This window comes from Rhizobium glycinendophyticum, assembly GCF_006443685.1.
Taxonomy (GTDB): domain Bacteria; phylum Pseudomonadota; class Alphaproteobacteria; order Rhizobiales; family Rhizobiaceae; genus Allorhizobium; species Allorhizobium glycinendophyticum.
The window spans coordinates 456,098-476,250 of record NZ_VFYP01000001.1 but is presented as its reverse complement, the minus strand read 5'-3'; the positions used below and the strand labels follow the sequence as shown (position 1 = coordinate 476,250).

Genomic DNA, 20,153 nt, shown 5'->3' with positions numbered 1-20,153 from the left:
CTGTTCTACCCTCCCTTACAACAAATCGAGACGAGGAAAAGACCATGGTGACACTGCTCGGCATTTCGGGAAGCCTGCGCAAGGGCTCGCTCAACACGGCGCTTCTCAGGGCCGCGACAGAGATCAAGGGCGAAGGCTATACGCTGGAGGCTGCGGGCATCCATGGCATTCCGCTTTATGACGGCGATCTGGAAGAGGCCGAAGGCATCCCGGCTGCCGTCACGGCGCTGAAAGACAAGATCATCGCCGCCGACGGCGTGATCCTGTTCACCCCCGAATACAATAACGGCATTCCCGGCCCCTTCAAGAACGCCATCGACTGGCTGTCGCGCCCCTCCTCTGACACAGCCAAGGTCTTCGGCGGCAAGCCCTTCGCCCTGGTCGGCGCTTCACCCGGCAATTTCGGCACGCTGCTCAGCCAGAATGCCTGGCTCTCGGTCCTGCATACGCTTGGCTGCCGGGTGTTTTCGGAGAAACGCCTGATGGTGTCGCGGGCGCATACGCTGTTCGACGCGGAGGGCAAGCTGACGGACGAGGCTACAGCCAAGCGACTGGGGGATTTGCTGGCGGCGTTTGGGCGGTTTGCGGGGGAGTTCGAGTAAAGGGGATCCTAACGCCATACGCTATCCAGCCCTACTCGTGGACCTGCACCCTGCTCACAACTTGGTATAGCCGAAGGCGTCGAAATCCTCGGCGTACAGCCTATTCAGGATAAGGCGACTGCCGTCATCAAGATGTTCAGCCAGCAACTTGTCCGCATTGGTGGATTTTGGCCCCGCACGAACATTACCGTCTACCGCCCGAAAACCCAATCGTCTTCCAACTACCGACATGTCTTGAGACAGGGTCTCCATGCGGCCGATGAAATCGAACCGATGCAGCGGGATTAAGAGCAAACTGGACTGCGGTGCCCAATGAGCGTTTGCATGCAGGCCTCCCCGATCGAGGTATTGGCAAAAACTGTAAAAATCCGGCAGAGGGGGCATTTTCTTGCCAGTCTTCACCTTGTCCAGGTAGGCCGATAGAACCCTCGTGTAAGGATTTCGGACAAATGTGAACTTGAAACTAGCTTCGAATTTTTCGAGCTGCTCGGTCTCCAGATCACTCGGCTTCGGGAAGGCATACTTTGCCCAATTGCCCACCAGATCGCCCGGCACACTTGAGATACCACTGCTGCCGGCAACAAACACCGACACGGTCGAATTCGCCGACTTGGGAATCCGATTGAAGAAGAAGCCGCGTTCGATGCCACACATCCCCCTCATGTCCGCCATGACAATGCTTACTCGTCCCGAATAGGGATAGCGAACATAAAAAGGAGTACGCCGTAACCCTTTTTCTCGCGGTTTTGGGAAAAGGTTCTGTCTAATTTGACGTGCAAAGCTTAGCATTGGTGCCCGTACTCATCACTGCTCATGCCCACATCATAGCTCTATCTACTCTGAAGTCCCACGCCTATGGGGGACAAACGGGCGCAAATCTAGGCGCACTTACAACGGTGAGCTGGAGCGGGTGAAGGGAATCGAACCCTCGTATTCAGCTTGGGAAGCTGCTGCTCTACCATTGAGCTACACCCGCGACGGGGAGAGGAATCCAACAGTTCGCCGCCGGTGTCAAGCGGCGGCGGCCGGGTTTGCCGGTGCCTTTGTTACTCCGGCAGGCGGAAATGCTTGGAGAGTTTCAACCCTTGAGCCTGGTAGTTGGAGCCGAGGCCCGTACCGTAGAGGCCTTCCGGGCGTTCCTGCATGTGCTCGTAGACCAGGCGACCGATGACCTGGCCGTGTTCGAGGATGAAGGGAACCTCGTGGCTTCTGACTTCCAGCACCGCGCGACTGCCGGAGCCGCCGGCCGGGGCATGGCCGAAGCCGGGGTCGAAGAAGCCGGCGTAATGGACGCGGAATTCGCCGACAAGCGGGTCATAGGGCGTCATCTCGGCGGCATAGAGCGGGGGCACGTGCACGGCCTCGTTGGACACCAAGATATAGAATTCGTCCGGGTCGAGGATCAGTTCGTCGCGGCCACGGCTGTGGAGCGGTTCCCAGAAATCCAGAACCTCGTGAGCGCCCTTGCGGTCGACATCGATGACCGAGGTGTGGTGCTTGCCACGATAGCCGATCAGTCCTTGCGGGCCGGAGCCCTTGAGGTCGATCGACAGCGCGATGCCGCCGCCGGAGACGTTGGGCATGTCGCTCGCGACCAGAGTCTCGGCCTTGTGCAGGTCGAAGAGTTCGGTTTCTGCGAGCAGCGCATGACCGACGCGGAAGCGGATCTGCGACAGGCGCGAGCCACGCCGGACGATGATCGGGAAGGTGCGCGGGGAAATCTCCAGATAGAGCTTTCCCTTGTAGCCGGCCGGCACCTTGTCGAATTCCTGCGCGTAATCGACCATCACGCGGGTGAAGATGTCGAGGCGGCCGGTCGAGCTCTTCGGATTGGCCGAGGCCGAGATATCGGCCGGCAGGTCGAGGCTTTCCATCAAGGGCACGATGTAGACGCAGCCGGTTTCCAGCACCGCGCCGTTTTCGAGATCGATTTCGTGCAGGGTCAGCCGCTCCAGCTTCTCGGCGACCGTGTGTGCCCGGCCCGGCATGAAGCTGGCGCGCACGCGGATCGCCTTGCCGCCGAGCCGCAGATCCAGGCTCGCCGGCTGGATCTGGTCGTGGTCGAGCATGGCTTCGCTGATCAGCCGCCCCTCGCCGAACAAGGCGCCGATGGCGCGATCCGCCAGAATGCCGGGTTTACTGGTCATTTTCTCTATCCTGTTTGGGCTTGACAAAACCAAAGCCCGCCAATTGACGCAAGGCCCGCGAAGGCGTAAGGCAGCCTTATCCCGTGGTGATTTGGCCGGTCGGCTTGCAGCCACGTTAAACAAGTAGCTAAATAGACCGGGTTTACGAAACCGGTCCGTTCACGCGACCGGTTTTTTTGTGTTCGAAAGGCACGTGCATGAGCAAGAACTGGCGCCCGGCCACCCAACTCGTCCATGGCGGCACGCTGCGGTCTCCCTTTGGCGAAACCTCGGAAGCGATCTTCCTGACCCAGGGCTTCGTCTATGACAGCTCGGAAGCGGCGGAAGCACGCTTCAAGGGCGAGAATGACGGCTATATCTACGCCCGCTACGGCAGCCCGACGAACGACATGTTCGAGAAGCGCATGTGCCTGCTGGAAGGTGCCGAAGATGCCCGCGCCATGGCATCGGGCATGGCGGCTGTTGCGGCTGCCGTGCTCTGCCAGGTCAAGGCCGGCGACCATATCGTCGCCGCCCGTGCCCTATTCGGCTCCTGCCGCTATGTCGTCGAGACGCTCGCACCGCGCTACGGCGTCGAATGCACGCTCGTTGATGGCCGCGATCTCGCCAACTGGGAAGCCGCCATCCGGCCGAACACCAAGGTGATGTTCCTCGAAAGCCCGACCAATCCGACGCTCGAAGTGGTCGATATTGCCGGCGTCGCCAAGCTCGCCGACCAGATCGGCGCCAAGCTGATTGTCGACAACGTCTTCGCGACCCCGCTCTTCCAGAAGCCGCTGGAACTCGGCGCCCATGTCGTCGTCTATTCCGCGACCAAGCATATCGACGGCCAGGGCCGTTGCCTCGGCGGCGTGGTGCTGTCGTCGAAGGAATGGATCGATGAGAATCTGCACGACTATTTCCGCCATACCGGCCCGGCCATGTCGCCGTTCAATGCCTGGACGCTTTTGAAGGGCATCGAGACGCTGCCCCTGCGCGTCAAGCAGCAGACGGCCAATGCAGCAGCGATCGCCGATTTCCTGGCGGAACAAAATGCAGTCGCGAAGGTCATCTACCCGGGCCGCAAGGACCATCCGCAGGCCGATATCATCGCCAAGCAGATGACCGGCGGCTCGACGCTGGTCTGCTTCGAGATGAAGGGCGGCAAGGAAGCAGCCTTCAAGCTGCAGAATGCGCTCGAGATCATCAAGATCTCCAACAATCTCGGCGATGCCAAGAGCCTGATCACCCATCCGGCGACCACGACGCACAAGAACCTCAACGACGAGGCACGGGCCGAGCTCGGCATCTCGGGCGGAACCGTGCGCCTGTCTTGCGGGATCGAAGACACTGCTGACCTGCTGGAAGATTTTGCCAAGGCCCTCAAAGGGCTATGAAATCGCCGCAGGACTGAACCAAACCCAAAAATATTCAGCCGCAGCCAAGCCTGCGGCTGAGCAATCGGCCTTGACGCACACCGTTGCGTCGTTATCCCATGGCATGGTTACAAATGTCGCGCCGGTCCTTGTTGCCGGTGAGAAGGTTTCCATGTTGACATGAACGCAGGCAGATTGAGCAGGGTCCAGGCATGTATCGCGCACTGACACGGGACATCGAGGTTCTCGTAGAACCTTACTATCTCGAGGAACAGTCCGACCCGGACGACAGCCGCTATGTCTGGGGTTACCGGATCGTGATTTCAAACCATTCGCGCTCGGCCGTGCGGCTGACCCACCGCTATTGGCATATCACGGACCAGAACGGCCAGGTCGACGAGGTGAGCGGCCCAGGCGTGGTTGGCGAGCAGCCACGGCTCGACCCAGGCGAGACCTATGAATATTCCTCCGGCTGCCCGCTCGATACGCCGTCTGGCATGATGTACGGCTCGTACCGCATGGAAACCGAGGATGGGGAGACGTTCGATGTCGATATTCCTGCCTTTTCTCTCGACAGCCCGGGCATGCATCGTACGCTGAACTAGAGCGGGTTGAGTTCGCTTGCGGCGGACGCTATCAGAGCTGGCACCCGTTTCGTCTGGCAAAAGGTATCCCGGCATGAACCCAGCCTTCCTCGTCACCCATAATGGTGGCTTCCATGCCGATGAACTTCTGTCCAGCGTCATCCTCACGCGGCTTTTTCCGCAGGCACGCATCGTGCGCAGCCGGGCGCCGGAGTGGATCACGCCGGCGACAGACAGGATCATCTTTGATGTCGGCGGCCGCTATGATGCCGAGGCGCAAATCTTCGACCACCACCAGCGCGGCGCGCCCTTGCGCGACGACGGCCAGCCCTACAGCTCGTTCGGCCTAGTCTGGAAACACTACGGCCAAGCCTATCTCGCGGCACTCGGCATTCCCGAAGCCGATATCGAGAACATTCATCAAGGCTTCGACCGGAAGTTTGTGCTGCCGGTGGACCTGATGGACAATGGCGCCCTGAGCCCGGCTAGCGCCGGCCCTCTTGCCGACCTGACGCTCCCCAGCCTCTTGGAGACGCTGAAACCCGTCTTTGACGACCGCAGCACAGAGGCTGAGGAGCGCGGGTTCCAAGCGGCGCTCGCCATCGCCCGGAGCCTCGTCGAAGCGGGCATCGCCCAGCGTGCCGCCAAATGCCGGGCGGAGTCTGTGGTGACCGCAGCCATCGCGCAGACTGGTGAGGGGCGTGTGCTGGAACTTCCCGTCGGCATGCCGTTCCGCCCGGCCATTGTGAAGGCCGGTGCCGACCACCTGCTCTTCGTGGTGCATCCTCGGGACAAGGACTGGTGCATCACCGGTATCCGCCGAACGGACGAAGGTTTTGAACTTCGAGCCGACTTGCCGGCCGCCTGGGCGGGCTTGAGCAATGGCGAGCTCGAAGCCATTTGCGGCGTCAAGGGCGCCAGCTTCTGTCACAACGGCCGCTTCATCGCCGCCGCCTCGACCCGCGAGGCGATCCTGGCGATGGCGGATCTTGCGGTGGAGGCCGCTTTGGCGGAAAGGTCGGCCTCCGTACCGGCCTGAGAAACGCCAATGCCTTTACAATGTTAAGCCGCCGCGCTCCCTCGGAACCCGGCGGATTGTTGTCGCCTATAGGAGGTCAGGCCGGGCGCGCTTCTCCTGCCGGCCCAACGCTGTCGATCAACGTCGCGCTTGCCTGATTGAGGCCCAGCACCTCTACGGGGATGTCGTGCGCCTGGAACCGCTGGACGACACGGTGGAGGGCAGCGACCGCCGTGATGTCCCAGAGATGAGCCTGAGTTAGATCGATCACGACCCGAAGGCCTTCGGCGTCACGGATATCAAATGCGTCGACGAAGAGATCGGCAGAGGCAAAGAAGACCTGTCCCGAGACCTGGTAGCGAAGCAGGCCCGCCGCCTCGTCGGCTACCGTCTCGACCTTCAGCAGGCGCGCGACCTTGAAGGTGAAGAAGACGCCGCTCAACAACACGCCAACGGCGACGCCGAGTGCGAGGTTTGCCGTCAGCACCGTAACAATCACGGTCGCGACCATCACGACGCTCGACATCTTCGGATGCACAATGAGGCTCCGGAGCGACGACCAGTCGAAGGTGTCCATCGAAACCATCACCATGATGGCAACGAGTGCCGCGACCGGAACCTGGGACACCCAAGGCTTCAGCAGAACCATCAGGACAAGCAGAAGCGCGCCGGCGAACAGCGTGGAAAGGCGGCCGCGGCCACCGTATTTCACATTGCTGACCGTCTGGCCGATCATGCCGCAACCGGCAATGCCGCCGAAGAGACTGGCAGCGACATTGGCAAGGCCAAGGCCGGTGCTTTCCCGGTTCTTGGAACTCGGTGTGTCCGTCAGGTCATCGACCACGCTTGCCGTCATCATTGATTCCAACAGTCCAACCATCGCGATGGCCACTGCGGGACCGGCAACGATCTGCAGCGTTTCCAGATTGAGCGGCACAGTGAGCCAGGAAAGGGTGGGAAGCGAGTCCGGCAGGTGACCGAGATCGGCAACCGTCAGGACCGGCAGATCGAGGACCGAGGCGCCGATCGTAAGCACCAGGATGCAGATCAGCGGCGACGGGATGGCCGTCATCAGCCGAGGCACGAGATAGATGATGCAAAGGCCGGCTGCGATCATCGCATAGTTCAGCCAGCCGCCATCCAGGATATGCGGCAGTTGCGCCGCGAAGATGAGGATTGCCAGCGCGTTGACGAAGCCGGTACGGACGGATTTCGACACGAAGCGCATCAGAGCGCCGAGACGCAGAAGGCCGAAGACGATCTGGATCAGGCCCGCCAGCAGGCCGGCGGCCAGCAGATAAGGCAGACCATGTGCCGCGACCAAGGGTGCCACGACGAGAGCAACGGAGCCTGCGGCTGCGGAAATCATCGCAGGACGCCCGCCGGCAAAGGCAATCACGATGCCGATCACGAAGGAGGCGAAGAGGCCGACCTGCGGATCGACGCCCGCGACGAAGGAGAAGGCGATGACCTCGGGGATGAGCGCGAAAGTGGCAACCGCGCCGGCGAGCATTTCACGCAGAGGGTTGGCGGACCACTCGCGTCGATAGGTGATGAAGGATGTCATAAAAACCACAGAATAGGACAACGAGCCGGGCAGAGCCTGACTGGGGGAGGATTGCGTTGCTGAGGTTGTCTGGCGGATCGGCGGCCAGAAGAGCCACCCGGATTTGCACCGGGTCCTAGTGGATGCGGATGTCCTAACGTGCTGTGACTGCGATGGCAAGTCAGCGTAACCGCATCTTATGCGGTGGACTCGGCTTCCTCCGCATGCTCTGCCGCGAGCAACAGGCCGAGTACGTCGCGCTGTGACATCGGGTTTCCGTAGAGATAGCCCTGGATCAGTTGAGGCGAAAGCGGGCTGAGGTTCCGCATCTCTTCTTCCGTCTCGACGCCCTCCAGAACGCATTTCAGGTCGAGATTGCGACACAGGGTGATGATGCCAGCGACGATCTCGCGGGAGGTTGCGCTTTGCGCCACCTTGCGCACGAATGTCTTGTCGATCTTCACCTTGTTCAGCGGCAGCTGGTCCAGGTATTCGAAGCTTGAATAGCCGGAGCCGAAGTCATCGAGGGCGATCCTGAAGCCGAGGCCGGAAAGATCCTCGAGCAGGAGCCTGGAGGCGGCGATGTCCTTCATCACCGCCGTCTCGGTGATCTCGAATTCTACCCGGTACGGCGCGATGCCCCGCTTCGTGACCTGAGCCACAAGCGAAAAGAGAAAGGCGCGATCGGCCAGGTCCTGAGCCGAGAGATTGAAGGAAATGGTGATGTGCTCCGGCCACAGGTCTAGTGCGTCCAGCGCCTTGCTGAAAAGGACCTGCGTGACACTCTGGATCAGCCCGGCCCGCTCGGCAGCACGGATGAAGCGATCAGGCGGGACCAATCCAAGGGCCGGGCTTTGCCAGCGGGCAAGCGCCTCGAAGCTGACGACTGCCTGTTTCTTGACGTCGAATTGCGGCTGGAACAGCAGGTAGAGTTCCTGCTCCAGATTGGCCTCGCGCAGCGCCCGCTCCAGGGAAAGCGCTTCGCGCATCTCCTGATCCTGGTCGGATGTAAAGACCACCGTCTGCCCTCGGGCAGACTGCTTGCCGCGGTAGAGCGCAAAGTCAGCCTTCTCGTAGATCTGTCGCGTACTGTCTCCCATGGCGGGGAACTGCGCGAAGCCAATCGTACCTCCCAGGGAAAGCAGCATTGGCTGCATTTCATAGGGCCGGCTGATTGCCTTGATCAGACCATTGCCGATTGCCTCTATTTCGCTTGCCTCGTGTTCTCCGATGACGACAACGGCGAATTCGTCGCCACCGATGCGGCCGAACTGGATGCCGGCATCACCCCGATCGCCCAGCCGATCCACGACTTCGCACAGGACATGATCACCGACGGCATGGCCATAAATGTCATTGATCGACTTGAAACCATCAAGGTCGAGAATGCCGATCCAAAAGGGCGTCTTCTCCTCCACCAGCCTGTCGACGCGGGCGAAGATCGAGCGTCGATTGGCGATCCCCGTCAGACTGTCGAGAGCCGCAAGCTGATCGGCAAAGAGGCGCGCGTCGATCTGGCGCAGGATCGCCTTGCGCAACAGCGTCGCCATGCCCAGCGAGGCGAAGGAGGTGGCAACGCCGATGAAGGCGAACTGATGTGCAATCTCGGGCGTGGCCTGGCGGGCGAAAATGAAGAGGGTGCCGATGGAAATGACGACGCTCGCAAGCGTTGCCCGCAGTGTGACGCCGGTGGTCGAAAAAACCACCGCCATGAGCACGAAATAGATGAGCTTCTGCTCTTCGAAATGCAGCGTCATATAGGCGAGGACGTTTGCATACATCAGCAGGTTCGTGATGAGACCGATCGCCTCGAGCCTGCGGAGCGGTGTGCCACCAGCAGGCAGCATAACCCAGCGGAAGATGGCGTAAAGGATTGCGGTAGAAAGGCTGATGCCGGCGAGGATCAGGAACGGGAGTCCCGTCTCGTCTTCCCAGTGTCCCCATGTCACGAAGACATAATAGGCACAACCTGGCAGCAGAAAACCCCGTACAATCGGTCGATACGCATCCGCCATGGCGCGGCGGCGCGTAGCGCTGGTCCAGACATGATACTGGCTCTTGAGATGACGAAGGAGTTTGCCGAACCCCGGGGGATCAACAGTGCCTTCCGCGTCCCTGTCCCTGCGCGATGTGTCGTACGGCACTGCTCTATTTGCATTAAACCCCATGGCATCCCTCGCGAAGGTATTGCCGGATTTTAGGCATCTGCCGTTTAGAATAAATGAATGTCGCGATAGGATACAACCATTCGCGGCATGCAATCTAACTGGGGTAGACCGGCCGGATCAGTGCCGGCCGGCAGAGCTTATGTTTACGCGGCAATAAGCTCGCTTGGCTGGTAGTGATAGCTGGTCGAACAGAATTCGCAGGTAACCGTCACCTGACCCTCCTCCATGCTCGACTCGATCTCTTCTGCGGAAAAGCCCTGCAGCACGCCTTTGATCTTGTCACGCGAACAATTGCACCTGTCGTGTACCGCCTGGGGGGCGAAGGCCCGCACGCCGCGCTCGTGGAAGAGTCGGAACAACAGCCGTTCGACGCCAACCTGAGGGTCGGTCAGTTCGTCGGCATCGATCGTGTCGACTAGCATGCGGGCCTCGTCCCACGCCTCGTCACCATGCAGGTCGGTTTCACGATCGTCACCGTCGCCGCCATGAAGGTCCGGATGACGCATGCGCTCCGGTGCCTCAGGCAGAAACTGCGCGATCAGACCACCGGCCCGCCAGGTGCGGCGCGGCTTGCCATTCTCGTCGCGGTCGAAGAGCTCGGCAGCCCCCAGGCGCACCCGCGTCGGAATCTGTTCCGACTGGCGGAAATAGACGCCGGCGATGTCTTCGAGCGAGGTTCCGTCTAGCGGCACGATGCCCTGATAGGGCTGCATGAAAGAGCCCTGGTCGATGGTGAAGGCAAGCACGCCGGTGCCCAGCAGCTGTTCCGGCGACGAGCGGCCGGCGGCAACGGCGTCGGCCAGCGCCTGTTCATCGAAGCGGGCATAGGCGCGGACGTTTTCCGGCGTGGTGAAGTCGGCGACCAGCAGGTCGACCGGCCCGTCACCCTTGGTCTGAACCGTAAACTTGCCTTCGAATTTCAGCGACGTGCCGATCAGGACGGTCAGGACGATGGCTTCCGCGAGCAGGCGTGCAACCGGCTGCGGATAGGCGTGGCGGTCGAGAATGGTGTTGATCAGCGGCCCGAGCTGGACGGCACGGCCGCGCACGTCGAGCCCTTCGACCTGAAAGGGCACCACGCTGTCGTCACCGGCGAAACCGAATTCGCCGAGTTCTGCTTGTCTATTCGACATGAATGTACTCCTGGCGCCGAAACGCCCAATCGCAGGGCTTGAGCAGCCCGATCAGAAAGCGCACAGATGGGATCACCTGCGCCAAAGGTCAAGACATCGCCCTGCCCGCTTGCCCCGCGCCTCAGATGGCGCCGAGGCACCAGGCGAGAATGGACTTCTGCGCATGAAGGCGATTTTCCGCCTCGTCGAAGACCACCGACTGGGCGCCGTCGATCACCTCGTCCGTTACTTCTTCGCCGCGATGAGCCGGCAGGCAGTGGAGGAAGAGCGCCTCGTGCTTCGCCTTCTTCATCAACTCCGCATTGACCTGGAACGGCTGAAAGACGTTGTGGCCGCGCGCCTTGTGCTCCTGGTTCATCGACACCCAGGTGTCGGTGATCACTGCGTCGGCGCCGGCAACGGCACGGTCGGCATCATGGCAGAGCATGATCTCGCCGCCATTGTTGCGGGCCCAGTTGAGGATCTTGTCATCCGGCTCGGAGCCCAGCGGCACGGCCATGTTCATCTTGTAACCGAAACGGGCCGAACCTTCGACCAAAGAATGCAGCACATTGTTGCCGTCCCCGGTCCAGGCCAGCGTCTTGCCGGCGATCGGGCCACGATGTTCCTCGACCGTCAGAATGTCTGCCATGATCTGGCAGGGGTGGGTCAAGTCCGTCAGGGCGTTGATCACCGGCACCGTCGCATGCTCTGCCAGTTCCAGCAAACGGGAGTGATCCGTCGTCCGGATCATGATCGCGTCAACGTAACGCGAAAGCACCTTCGCGGTATCGCCGATGGTCTCGGCACGGCCGAGCTGCATTTCGGTGCCGGAGAGAAACAGGGTTTCGCCACCCAACTGGCGCATGCCGACGTCGAACGAGACGCGGGTACGGGTGGACGGCTTCTCGAAGATCATCGCCAGCATTTTGCCGGCAAGCGGCTTGTCGGCATTGCCGACCTTCGTCGCCTGCTTGCGGGTGCGCGCGTCGTCCAGCATGTGACGCAGGTCCTGCGCTGAAACGGCGGAGAGATCGAGGAAATGCTTCGGGGATGCCATGAGTTGTACCTGTCTTGACCTTACGCGGTTACAGCGGCCTTGGCGCGGATGTGTTCTGCGGCGCGCTCGATGCGGGCGATGCCCTCACGGGCCTCGGCGACGCTGACGGTAAGCGGCGGCAGCAGGCGGATGACGTTATCGCCGGCGGGAACGCCAAGCAGATGCTCGTCGCGCATCGCCATCAAAAGTTCGGTGTTGGGCACCTTGGCCTTCATGCCGAGCATCAGGCCTTCACCGCGGACCTCTTCGATCACATCGGGATAGCGGTCGCCGAGTGAGGCCAGACCCTGGCGGAAGACAAGCGCCACATCGCGAACATGGTCGAGGAAGCCTTCGGCCAGCACGACGTCAAGCACGGCATTGCCGACGGCCATGGCAAGCGGATTGCCGCCATAGGTCGAACCATGGGTGCCCGGTTTCATGCCGTGGGCGGCCTCTTCGGTCGCCAGGCAGGCGCCAAGCGGGAAACCGCCGCCGATGCCCTTGGCAACCGCCATGAGATCGGGCGTGATGCCGGCCCATTCATGGGCGAATAGCTTGCCGGTACGGCCGACGCCGCACTGGACCTCGTCGAGGATCAGAAGCAGGCCATGCTCGTCGCACAGGTCGCGGAGTGCCCGCAGCATCTCGACCGGGATCGGGCGGATGCCGCCTTCGCCCTGAACGGGCTCGACGAGAATACCGGCCGTCGCATCCGTGATGGCGGCCTTGACGGCATCGAGATCACCGAAGGGAACCTGGTCGAAGCCGGGCGCCTTGGGACCGAAACCTTCGAGATACTTTTCCTGACCGCCGGCAGCGATCGTCGCGATGGTGCGGCCATGAAAGGCGCCTTCCATCGTGATGATGTGGAACTTCTCCGGATGGCCTTTGGCAAAATGATAACGGCGCGCCGTCTTGATTGCACATTCCAGCGCTTCGGCACCCGAATTGGTGAAGAAGACGCGGTCGGCGAAGGTGACATCCGTCAGGCGCTTGGCCAACTTCTCCTGACCCGGCACCTCATAGAGGTTCGACAGGTGCCAGACCTTGTCGGCCTGATCCTTCAGCGCGCCTACCACATGCGGGTTGCCATGGCCAACCGAGGTCACGGCGACGCCGGCGGCAAAATCGAGATAGCGCTCGCCGGTCTCGGTGATCAGCCAGACGCCCTCGCCTCGCTCGAAACGCAGCGGCGCCCGATTGTAGGTCTGATAGAGCGGCGTAGCGTCTGCCATGGCGATTGCATTCCTTCTTGATCCCGCAGTGGGTACGGGGGTCGAGCCCCGCGGGCTCGAGACAATTAAAAATGCCGCCTTGCGGCGGCGAGGGCACTATCTTCATTTAACCCTGCAATGTCAACGAAACTTGGCGAAACTTGGGTCCGCGGGGGAAAACGGATCCGAACCGCGCGCGAGTCCCGGGCGCAGATTCCACCTGTTGCATACTTGACTCACTCGGGAAGCAAGTTGGGGAAAACCGGAAAATCGATTCCAGATGATTCCTGCGACTCTTGTCACAGAGTCAGCCTGCCTCTAGGTTAAATTTCATTAAGAGATTGCATGCGGCGGAAGTGATCACCGACAGTTACGAGGCGGTTTTGTTTCGAATTCGTTCGAAGCAACGGTGACGGATTCTGCCATGACACACGCGAGCGGCGGAGAAGTATGGCATGAATTGGACTGATGAGCGGGTCGAAAAACTGAAGCGTCTCTGGGCCGAAGGCCTGAGCGCAAGTCAGATCGCAGCGCAACTGGGTGGCGTGAGCCGAAACGCCGTCATCGGCAAAGTACACCGGCTGAACCTGCCGGGCCGGGCCAAGGCCGGCGGCAGTTCCTCTGCGGCGCGTCCTGCCAAGCGCGCCACACAGACGCAACGCCCGACGACCTTCCAGGCCCGTCCGGCCGCCAATGCCACCACCCGCACCGTTGCCCGGGCTTCCGGCGCCACCCTGCTGAAAGAAGAAGTCGAAGTCGACGCTTTCCACGAAGTCGAGGTCAGCCGTCCGCTGAACGTCGTTGTTCCGATCTCGCGCCGTCTGGCGCTGACGGAACTGACGGAACGCACTTGCAAGTGGCCGATCGGCGATCCGATGAAGGACGACTTCCACTTCTGCGGCTGCGAAATCAACGACGCATCGCCTTACTGCACTTATCACGCAAAGCTGGCCTATCAGCCGGTGAGCGACCGCCGCAAGGCCGCTCGCTAAGCGATCGAAAGAACATCAGATGATGTAGACGGGTCCTTCGGGGCCCGTTTCTTTTGAACCGCAGGTTAAAACAAAAAGGGCCGCGACGGACAATCCTCCGTGCGGCCTCGGTTGGTTGGCAAGTGCTCGAAGCCTCAGGCTTCCATCGAATAGCCCGCACCGCGAACGGTCCGGATCACATCCTGCATGTTGGAGAAATTCAGCGCCTTGCGCAGGCGCCCGACATGCACGTCGACCGTGCGCTCGTCGACATAGATGTCGTGACCCCACACGCCGTCGAGCAGCTGCGAACGCGAGAAAACGCGGCCGGGCGAGGTCATCAGGAATTCGAGAAGCCGGAACTCGGTCGGGCCGAGGCGCACTTCGCGGCTCTTGCGGTGCACGCGATGCGTCTCGCGGTCGAGCTCGATGTCGCCGCAGCGGAGCACACTCGACAGAACCTCGGGCTTGGCACGACGGAGCATCGCCTTGACCCGGGCCATCAGTTCCGGCGTCGAGAAGGGCTTGACGACATAGTCGTCGGCCCCCGTCGCCAGTCCGCGCACTCGCTCGCTCTCCTCGCCTCGCGCGGTCAGCATGATGATCGGCAGGCGCTCGGTCTCCGGTCGCACGCGCAGGCGCCGGCAGAGCTCGATGCCCGAGACGCCCGGGAGCATCCAGTCGAGGATCAGCAGGTCCGGTACCCGTTCCTGCAGACGGATCTCGGCCTCGTCGCCGCGCAGGATCGTTTCGACCTCATATCCTTCCGACTCCAGATTATAGCGCAGGAGGACGCTCAGCGCCTCCTCGTCTTCCACCACGGCAATCTTCGGCTGCATCAGACCATCACCTCGCTGTGGCCAAGGCTCATTCGGTGATCGCACCGACGGAAGACGTCAGGTCTTCCTTCGGGCGCTCGCCTTCCGGCGGCGCACCTGTTGTCATGTAGTAGATGGTCTCCGCGATGTTGGTCGCGTGGTCGCCGATGCGCTCGATGTTCTTGGCGCAGAAGAGAAGATGCGTGCAGCTGGTGATGTTACGCGGATCTTCCATCATGTAGGTCAGAAGCTCACGGAACAGCGAGGTGTAGATCGCATCGATCTCTTCGTCCCGGTCGCGGATCGACTTCGCCTTCTCGGCGGAGCGGGTCGTGTAGACGTCGAGCACTTCCTTGAGCTGGGCGAGTGCCAGATCGGAGAGATGCTCAAGGCCGCGGGCGAGCTTGCGCGGAACGCCCGTCGCCTGGATGGCGACAACGCGCTTGGAGTTGCTCTTGCCGAGATCGCCGACGCGCTCCAGATCGGCGGCAATGCGAAGGGCACCGATGATTTCGCGAAGGTCCGAAGCGACCGGCTGGCGCTTGGCGATGGTCACCACAGCCTTTTCGCCGATTTCTTTTTCCATCGCGTCCATGACGACGTCGTCAGAGATGACCTTCTGGGCGAGTGCTGCGTCGGAATTGACCAACGAACGCACGCTTTCAGCGACCATCTGCTCCGCCAGACCGCCCATCTCGGAAATGCGGCGCATCAGGAATTTCAGTTCCTCGTCGAAGGCCGAATAGATGTGTGAGGAAGCCATAACCTAGATCCTTGATGTTGAAGTGAGCCCGATGTGACCGAGTGACCTCAGCCGAAGCGGCCCATGATGTAGTCTTGCGTGCGCTGATCGTCCGGGTTGGTGAACATCTTGTCCGTGTCGTTCTCTTCGACGAGCTCGCCCAGATGGAACATGGCCGTACGCTGGGAGACGCGGGCGGCCTGCTGCATCGAGTGGGTGACGATGACGATCGTGTAGTTCTCGCGCAGTTCGTGGATCAGTTCCTCGACCTTTGCGGTTGCGATCGGGTCAAGCGCCGAGCAGGGCTCGTCCATCAGGATGACTTCCGGGCTGACGGCAACGGCGCGAGCGATGCACAGGCGCTGCTGCTGACCGCCGGACAGACCGGTACCGGCCGCATCCAGGCGATCCTTGACTTCGTTCCAGAGGCCGGCCTTCTGCAGGGCGGTCGAAACGATCTCGTCGAGGTCGGCCTTGTTCTTGGCGAGGCCGTGGATGCGCGGGCCGTAGGCGACGTTCTCATAGATCGACTTCGGGAACGGGTTCGGCTTCTGGAAGACCATGCCGACCTTGGCGCGCAACTGCACCGGATCGACCTTGGCGTCGTAGATGTTCTCCGCATCGATCAGGATGTTGCCCTCGACGCGGCAGCTGGCGATCGTATCGTTCATCCGGTTGATGCAGCGCAGGAAGGTCGACTTGCCGCAGCCCGACGGACCGATGAAGGCGGTCACCGAGCGCGGACGGATCTCGATGTTCACGTCGCGCAGGGCCTGCTTCTCGCCGTAGTAAACCTGCACGTCGCGTGCGGTGATCTTGGATTCAGTCATGATTGGCGCTTTCGTCGTCGTCATCTTTGTCGAGAGATTGTTCATCATCATACACCCCCTTACCAACGGCGCTCAAAGCGGCGACGAAGAATGATTGCAACCAGGTTCATCAGGATCAGGAAGACCAGCAGGACGATGATGGCGCCGGAGGCACGCTCCACGAAGGCCGGGTCACCGCGCTGGGTCCAGTTGTAGACCTGCACCGGCAGCGCCGAGGCGGGCTGGAAGAAACCGTCCGGCGGGCCGGCGGGGAATTCCTTGACGAAGGCGACCATGCCGATCAGGAGCAGCGGTGCGGTCTCGCCCAGCGCACGGGCCAGACCGATGATCGCACCGGTGAGGATGCCCGGCATGGCGAGCGGCAGGACGTGGTGGAAGATCGACTGCATCTTCGAGGCGCCGACACCGAGGGCGGCGTCGCGGATCGAAGGCGGCACGGCCTTCAACGCCGAACGGGTGGCAATGATGATGGTCGGCAGGGTCATCAGGGTCAGAACCAAGCCGCCGACGATCGGCGCCGACTGGGGCAGCCCGACGAAGTTGATCAGCACGGCGAGGCCCAGAATACCGAAGACGATGGAGGGAACGGCCGCCAGATTGGCGATGTTCACCTCGATGAGGTCGGTGAACCAGTTCTGCGGCGCGAACTCTTCCAGATAGATGGACGTGGCGACGCCGATCGGCAGCGAAAGCACCAAGACGATCAGCATCATGTAGGCGGAGCCGATGATGGCGATACCGAGGCCGGCGGCTTCAGGACGGGTGTCCGAGGCATCTGCCGAGGTGAAGAAGGACCAGTTAAACTTGGTCACCAGAATGCCGGCTTCCTTCAGCTTGTCGGCCAGCACCAGCTGCTCGGGCGAAACATTGCGGTCGAGCTTGGCACTCTCCATCGTCACGCGGCCCTTGTAGTAGCCGTCGATGCGACCGGCAGCCAGGAGGTCGAACGAGACCGTCTTGCCGATGACGGAGGGGTCGGCCAGCACGTAGTTGCGGAGGTTGGCAGGCCCATCCTTGGAGATCAGTTCGCCTACAGCTTTGGGAGTCAAACCCTCTGAGGCCAGGCCCTTGGCGGCTATTGCGTCACCCAGAGCCTTCTGAATCAGCGGCGCGTAACCAAAGGTCGAGACCTTGGCGATGGCAGCGCGATCTCCGGTACCGGACGGATCGAGCTTGGCCGGATCCAGATAGACGTCGATGGTGATGTAGGTCTGCTGGAAGGAGGACAGGCCGTTCGACAGGATCGAGGCGAGAAGGCCGACGAGCGCGATGATGCCGAAGGCGACGGCGGCCTTGCCGAGCAGGCGGAAACGCGCTTCAGCGGCATTGCGCTTGCGGGTCCGTTCGTCGAGGCTCAAAAGAGACTTGGCCTGCCCCTTTGCTGCGGGGGCTCCGAATGCGGTGAGGTCGGTCATTCGTACTGCTCCCGGTACTTACGGACAATGTAGAGGGCGATCACGTTCAGGAGGAGCGTGATGACGAAAAGGGTGAGGCCGAGCGCGAAGGCAACCAGGGTCTCGGGGCTTGCAAATTCGGTATCCCCAGTCAGCTGGCTGACGATCTTGACCGTCACCGTCGTCATCGCCTCGAAAGGATTGAGATCGAGCTTCGCCGAGGCCCCTGCCCCGAGCACGACGATCATGGTCTCGCCGATCGCGCGGCTGGCGGCGAGCAGGACGGCGCCGACAATGCCCGGAAGAGCGGCCGGCAGGACGACCTGCTTGATCGTCTCCGACTGGGTGGAACCCAGTGCATAAGAACCGTCACGCAGCGCCTGGGGAACGGCATTGATGATGTCGTCCGACAGCGAGGAGACGAAGGGGATGATCATCACGCCCATCACGAGGCCAGCCGTCAGAACGGACGAGGACGAACTTCCGAGGCCGAGCGGCTGGGCCAGCCAGTCGCGCAGGAAAGGGCCGACCGTAACGAGTGCGAAGAGACCGTAGACGATGGTCGGGATACCGGCCAGCATTTCGATCGCCGGCTTGACGATGCTGCGGGTCTTCGGGCCGGCATATTCCGACAGGAACACCGCGATCATCAGGCCGATCGGAACGGCGATGATCAGCGAGATCAGCGAGACGTAGAAGGTGCCCCATAGCAGCGGCAGGATACCGAGGTCGGATCCACCGCGGAACTGCGGGTTCCAGACGGTCGAGAAGAAGAAGTCCTGGGCCGGATAGATGGTGAAGAAGACATAGGTTTCGACGACCAGCGAACCGACGATGCCAACCGTGGTCATGATCGCCACGAGCGAGGAGATCATCAAGATCGCCTTGACGAAGCTCTCGCTGATGTTGCGCGCCCGAAGTTCGGGATCGATGCGGATATAGGCGAGCGGCAGCGCGCCAATCGCAAGCGCCAAGACCGCGATGGTCATCAGGAGCTGGCTGAAATCGATGTCCGCGCGGTATGCCTTGGCGGCCTCGAAAACCTCGGCCGGGACATCGGCACCGAGCGCAATGCCAGCACCGGCAAGGCGGCTGCGAATGTTGTCGGCGTCGAGAGCCTTGATGTCGACATCGGCACCCGCCTTCGCATCGGCTTCGCGCAGAACAGCAAGACCATCACCAATGCGGCGGACATCCGCCATCACGAGACTGTGCGCGCCGCCTTCCGGCACGGAGGCGTCCGTGATCATGCCACTGATCCGGCCATCGATGATCGGATGCTGCAGGGTCAGCCAGAGCATCAGCAGGATCAGCGCCGGGACGGCGGTAATCAGGGCGACCGTCTGACCGTAGAAACCGGGAAGAGAATGCAGCTTTCTGCCGCGTTCGGCCGAGAGGGACATCGCCCGTCGGCGCCCCAGCGCGTAACCGATCGCCGCAAGGGCCAATACGCCCAGGATGATGATACTCACGTCCATTTTGCCCCGCCATGCTCCTGGAAACGGAAACCGGCGGCACTTGAGTGCCGCCGGTCAACTCGAGACTTAGTTCAGCGGCGCCATCGGCGTGCGAGCCTTGACGGCTGCCTGCGTCTTGGCCAGTTCCGGATCCGAAACCAGACCATAAGCGGCGAGCGGGCCGTTCGGGCCGGCGATTTCGTCAGAAACGAAGAACTCTACGTATTCCTGGAGACCCGGGATAACGTCGAGGTGGGCGTTCTTGACGTAGAAGTAGAGCGGACGAGAAACCGGGTATTCGCCCTTGGCGATGGTTTCAACGGACGGGACGACGCCTTCCATGGTGGCAACACGCAGCTTGTCGGTGTTGTTCTGGTAGAAGGACAGGCCGAAGACGCCGATGGCGTTCTTGTTGGCGGCGATACGGGCGAGCGTTTCCGGATAGTCACCGTCGATGTCAACCGATACGCCGTCGGTGCGCAGGACGTTGCACGCCTTCTTCGCCGCATCCTTGTCACCGCCGTTGGAAGCGAGAATGGCTTCCATCGTGCCGTCCTTTTCGCAGCCGGCTTCGATGACCTTCACGTCGAAGACTTCGCGGGTGCCGTGCTTGGTGCCCGGGATGAAGGCGAGGATCGGCTGAGCCGGCAGGTCGGCGCGGATCTCGTTCCAGTTCTTGTACGGGTTGTCGACCAGCTTGCCGTCCTTGACGACCTGAGCTGCAAGAGCGCTGTGCCAGTCGGCTGCGGTGAAGGCATATTCCGGGCCGCTGATTTCAGAGGCGAAGACGATGCCGTCGTAACCGATGCGGACTTCCTGGATGTCGGTCACGCCATTGGTCTTGCAGAGCTCGATGTCGGACTTGCTGATGCGCGACGAAGAGTTTGCGATGTCGATGGTGTTTTCACCCACGCCTTCGCAGAGCTTCTTACGGCCGGCGCCGGAGCCGCCGCCTTCAACGACCGGGGTGCCGAAGTCGAAGTTTTCGCCGAAGGCCTCAGCAACGATCGAAGCGTACGGCAGAACGGTGGAGGAGCCTGCGATCTGGATCTGGTCGCGGGCGATTGCTGCGCCGGCGAAGGCCACGGTGGCCGCCAAGGCAGCAAGGGAAAGTTTCAGAGCGGTCATAGTCATCTCCCGGAATGGGCTTGTG

Annotated in this window: 18 protein-coding genes, 1 tRNA gene, 1 riboswitch and 1 other annotated feature; of the genes, 5 read left to right on the top strand and 14 right to left on the bottom strand. The window is 61.6% G+C overall.

Annotated elements, in window-relative coordinates; all coding sequences use genetic code 11:
* The first annotated feature begins 44 nt into the window (after positions 1–44).
* Complete coding sequence (locus tag FJQ55_RS02335) at positions 45–602, top strand: NADPH-dependent FMN reductase (protein ID WP_140826115.1); 558 nt, start codon at positions 45–47, stop codon at positions 600–602.
* A gap of 54 nt (positions 603–656) precedes the next feature.
* Here FJQ55_RS02335 and FJQ55_RS02330 read toward each other — a convergent pair whose 3' ends face one another.
* The 3 genes from FJQ55_RS02330 to FJQ55_RS02320 all read right to left on the bottom strand — a co-directional run bounded on the left by FJQ55_RS02330 (position 657) and on the right by FJQ55_RS02320 (position 2,749).
* Positions 657–1,274, bottom strand: coding sequence for a sulfotransferase family protein (locus FJQ55_RS02330; protein WP_161596934.1), 618 nt, complete (start codon positions 1,272–1,274; stop codon positions 657–659).
* Positions 1,275–1,504: 230 nt separating this feature from the next.
* Positions 1,505–1,578, bottom strand: a tRNA-Gly gene (locus FJQ55_RS02325).
* Positions 1,579–1,648: 70 nt separating this feature from the next.
* Positions 1,649–2,749: a 2'-deoxycytidine 5'-triphosphate deaminase gene (locus FJQ55_RS02320; protein ID WP_140826113.1), complete on the bottom strand. Its 1,101-nt coding sequence runs from the start codon at positions 2,747–2,749 to the stop codon at positions 1,649–1,651.
* Positions 2,750–2,822: 73 nt separating this feature from the next.
* A riboswitch (SAM riboswitch) is annotated at positions 2,823–2,901 on the top strand.
* Between the two features lie 45 nt (positions 2,902–2,946).
* On the opposite strand from FJQ55_RS02320, the gene FJQ55_RS02315 reads away from it, so the two are divergent.
* From FJQ55_RS02315 to FJQ55_RS02305, 3 genes are all read left to right on the top strand, one after another.
* Positions 2,947–4,125, top strand: a complete 1,179-nt coding sequence (locus tag FJQ55_RS02315; protein ID WP_140826112.1) for an O-succinylhomoserine sulfhydrylase — start codon at positions 2,947–2,949, stop codon at positions 4,123–4,125.
* 191 nt (positions 4,126–4,316) lie between these two features.
* The gene (apaG, locus tag FJQ55_RS02310; protein ID WP_140826111.1) at positions 4,317–4,709 is read left to right on the top strand and encodes a Co2+/Mg2+ efflux protein ApaG; all 393 of its coding nucleotides are present in this window, start codon (positions 4,317–4,319) and stop codon (positions 4,707–4,709) included.
* 73 nt (positions 4,710–4,782) lie between these two features.
* Positions 4,783–5,727: an MYG1 family protein gene (locus FJQ55_RS02305; protein WP_140826110.1), complete on the top strand. Its 945-nt coding sequence runs from the start codon at positions 4,783–4,785 to the stop codon at positions 5,725–5,727.
* A gap of 76 nt (positions 5,728–5,803) precedes the next feature.
* On the opposite strand, the gene FJQ55_RS02300 is transcribed toward FJQ55_RS02305, so the two are convergent.
* The 5 genes from FJQ55_RS02300 to FJQ55_RS02280 form a co-directional block, all read right to left on the bottom strand.
* Positions 5,804–7,273, bottom strand: a complete 1,470-nt coding sequence (locus FJQ55_RS02300) for a SulP family inorganic anion transporter (RefSeq protein ID WP_140826109.1) — start codon at positions 7,271–7,273, stop codon at positions 5,804–5,806.
* 63 nt (positions 7,274–7,336) lie between these two features.
* Positions 7,337–7,392 (bottom strand) — a sequence feature (sul1 is cis-regulatory element that is thought to sense ions involved in sulfur or methionine metabolism; They are found in Alphaproteobacteria).
* A 57-nt stretch (positions 7,393–7,449) separates the two neighbouring features.
* Positions 7,450–9,420 (bottom strand): putative bifunctional diguanylate cyclase/phosphodiesterase, encoded by a 1,971-nt coding sequence (locus tag FJQ55_RS02295; RefSeq protein ID WP_208758175.1) that lies wholly within the window; start codon positions 9,418–9,420, stop codon positions 7,450–7,452.
* A gap of 143 nt (positions 9,421–9,563) precedes the next feature.
* Positions 9,564–10,553 (bottom strand): Hsp33 family molecular chaperone, encoded by a 990-nt coding sequence (locus FJQ55_RS02290; protein WP_140826108.1) that lies wholly within the window; start codon positions 10,551–10,553, stop codon positions 9,564–9,566.
* Positions 10,554–10,674: 121 nt separating this feature from the next.
* Complete coding sequence (gene argF, locus FJQ55_RS02285) at positions 10,675–11,592, bottom strand: ornithine carbamoyltransferase (RefSeq protein ID WP_140826107.1); 918 nt, start codon at positions 11,590–11,592, stop codon at positions 10,675–10,677.
* A gap of 20 nt (positions 11,593–11,612) precedes the next feature.
* Positions 11,613–12,809, bottom strand: coding sequence for an aspartate aminotransferase family protein (locus tag FJQ55_RS02280; protein WP_140826106.1), 1,197 nt, complete (start codon positions 12,807–12,809; stop codon positions 11,613–11,615).
* Positions 12,810–13,243: 434 nt separating this feature from the next.
* Between FJQ55_RS02280 and FJQ55_RS02275 the strand changes: the two genes are divergently transcribed.
* On the top strand, positions 13,244–13,780 hold the full coding sequence (locus FJQ55_RS02275) for a GcrA family cell cycle regulator (RefSeq protein WP_140826105.1): 537 nt from the start codon (positions 13,244–13,246) through the stop codon (positions 13,778–13,780).
* Positions 13,781–13,914: 134 nt separating this feature from the next.
* Here FJQ55_RS02275 and phoB read toward each other — a convergent pair whose 3' ends face one another.
* The 6 genes from phoB to FJQ55_RS02245 form a co-directional block, all read right to left on the bottom strand.
* On the bottom strand, positions 13,915–14,598 hold the full coding sequence (gene phoB, locus FJQ55_RS02270; protein WP_062276616.1) for a phosphate regulon transcriptional regulator PhoB: 684 nt from the start codon (positions 14,596–14,598) through the stop codon (positions 13,915–13,917).
* Positions 14,599–14,626: 28 nt separating this feature from the next.
* Positions 14,627–15,340, bottom strand: coding sequence for a phosphate signaling complex protein PhoU (gene phoU / locus FJQ55_RS02265; RefSeq protein WP_140826104.1), 714 nt, complete (start codon positions 15,338–15,340; stop codon positions 14,627–14,629).
* Between the two features lie 47 nt (positions 15,341–15,387).
* Positions 15,388–16,173, bottom strand: a complete 786-nt coding sequence (pstB, locus tag FJQ55_RS02260) for a phosphate ABC transporter ATP-binding protein PstB (RefSeq protein ID WP_246085115.1) — start codon at positions 16,171–16,173, stop codon at positions 15,388–15,390.
* Between the two features lie 35 nt (positions 16,174–16,208).
* Positions 16,209–17,564 (bottom strand): phosphate ABC transporter permease PstA, encoded by a 1,356-nt coding sequence (gene pstA, locus FJQ55_RS02255; protein ID WP_140826102.1) that lies wholly within the window; start codon positions 17,562–17,564, stop codon positions 16,209–16,211.
* Positions 17,561–19,021 carry a phosphate ABC transporter permease subunit PstC gene (pstC, locus tag FJQ55_RS02250; protein WP_140826101.1) on the bottom strand — a complete coding sequence of 487 codons (1,461 nt, stop codon included), beginning with the start codon at positions 19,019–19,021 and terminating at the stop codon, positions 17,561–17,563. Before pstC ends, pstA begins: the two co-directional genes overlap by 4 nt.
* Before the next feature lie 66 nt (positions 19,022–19,087).
* Entirely contained in the window at positions 19,088–20,128 is a 1,041-nt protein-coding gene (locus tag FJQ55_RS02245) for a substrate-binding domain-containing protein (RefSeq protein ID WP_140826100.1), read from the bottom strand.
* Positions 20,129–20,153 lie beyond the last annotated feature (25 nt).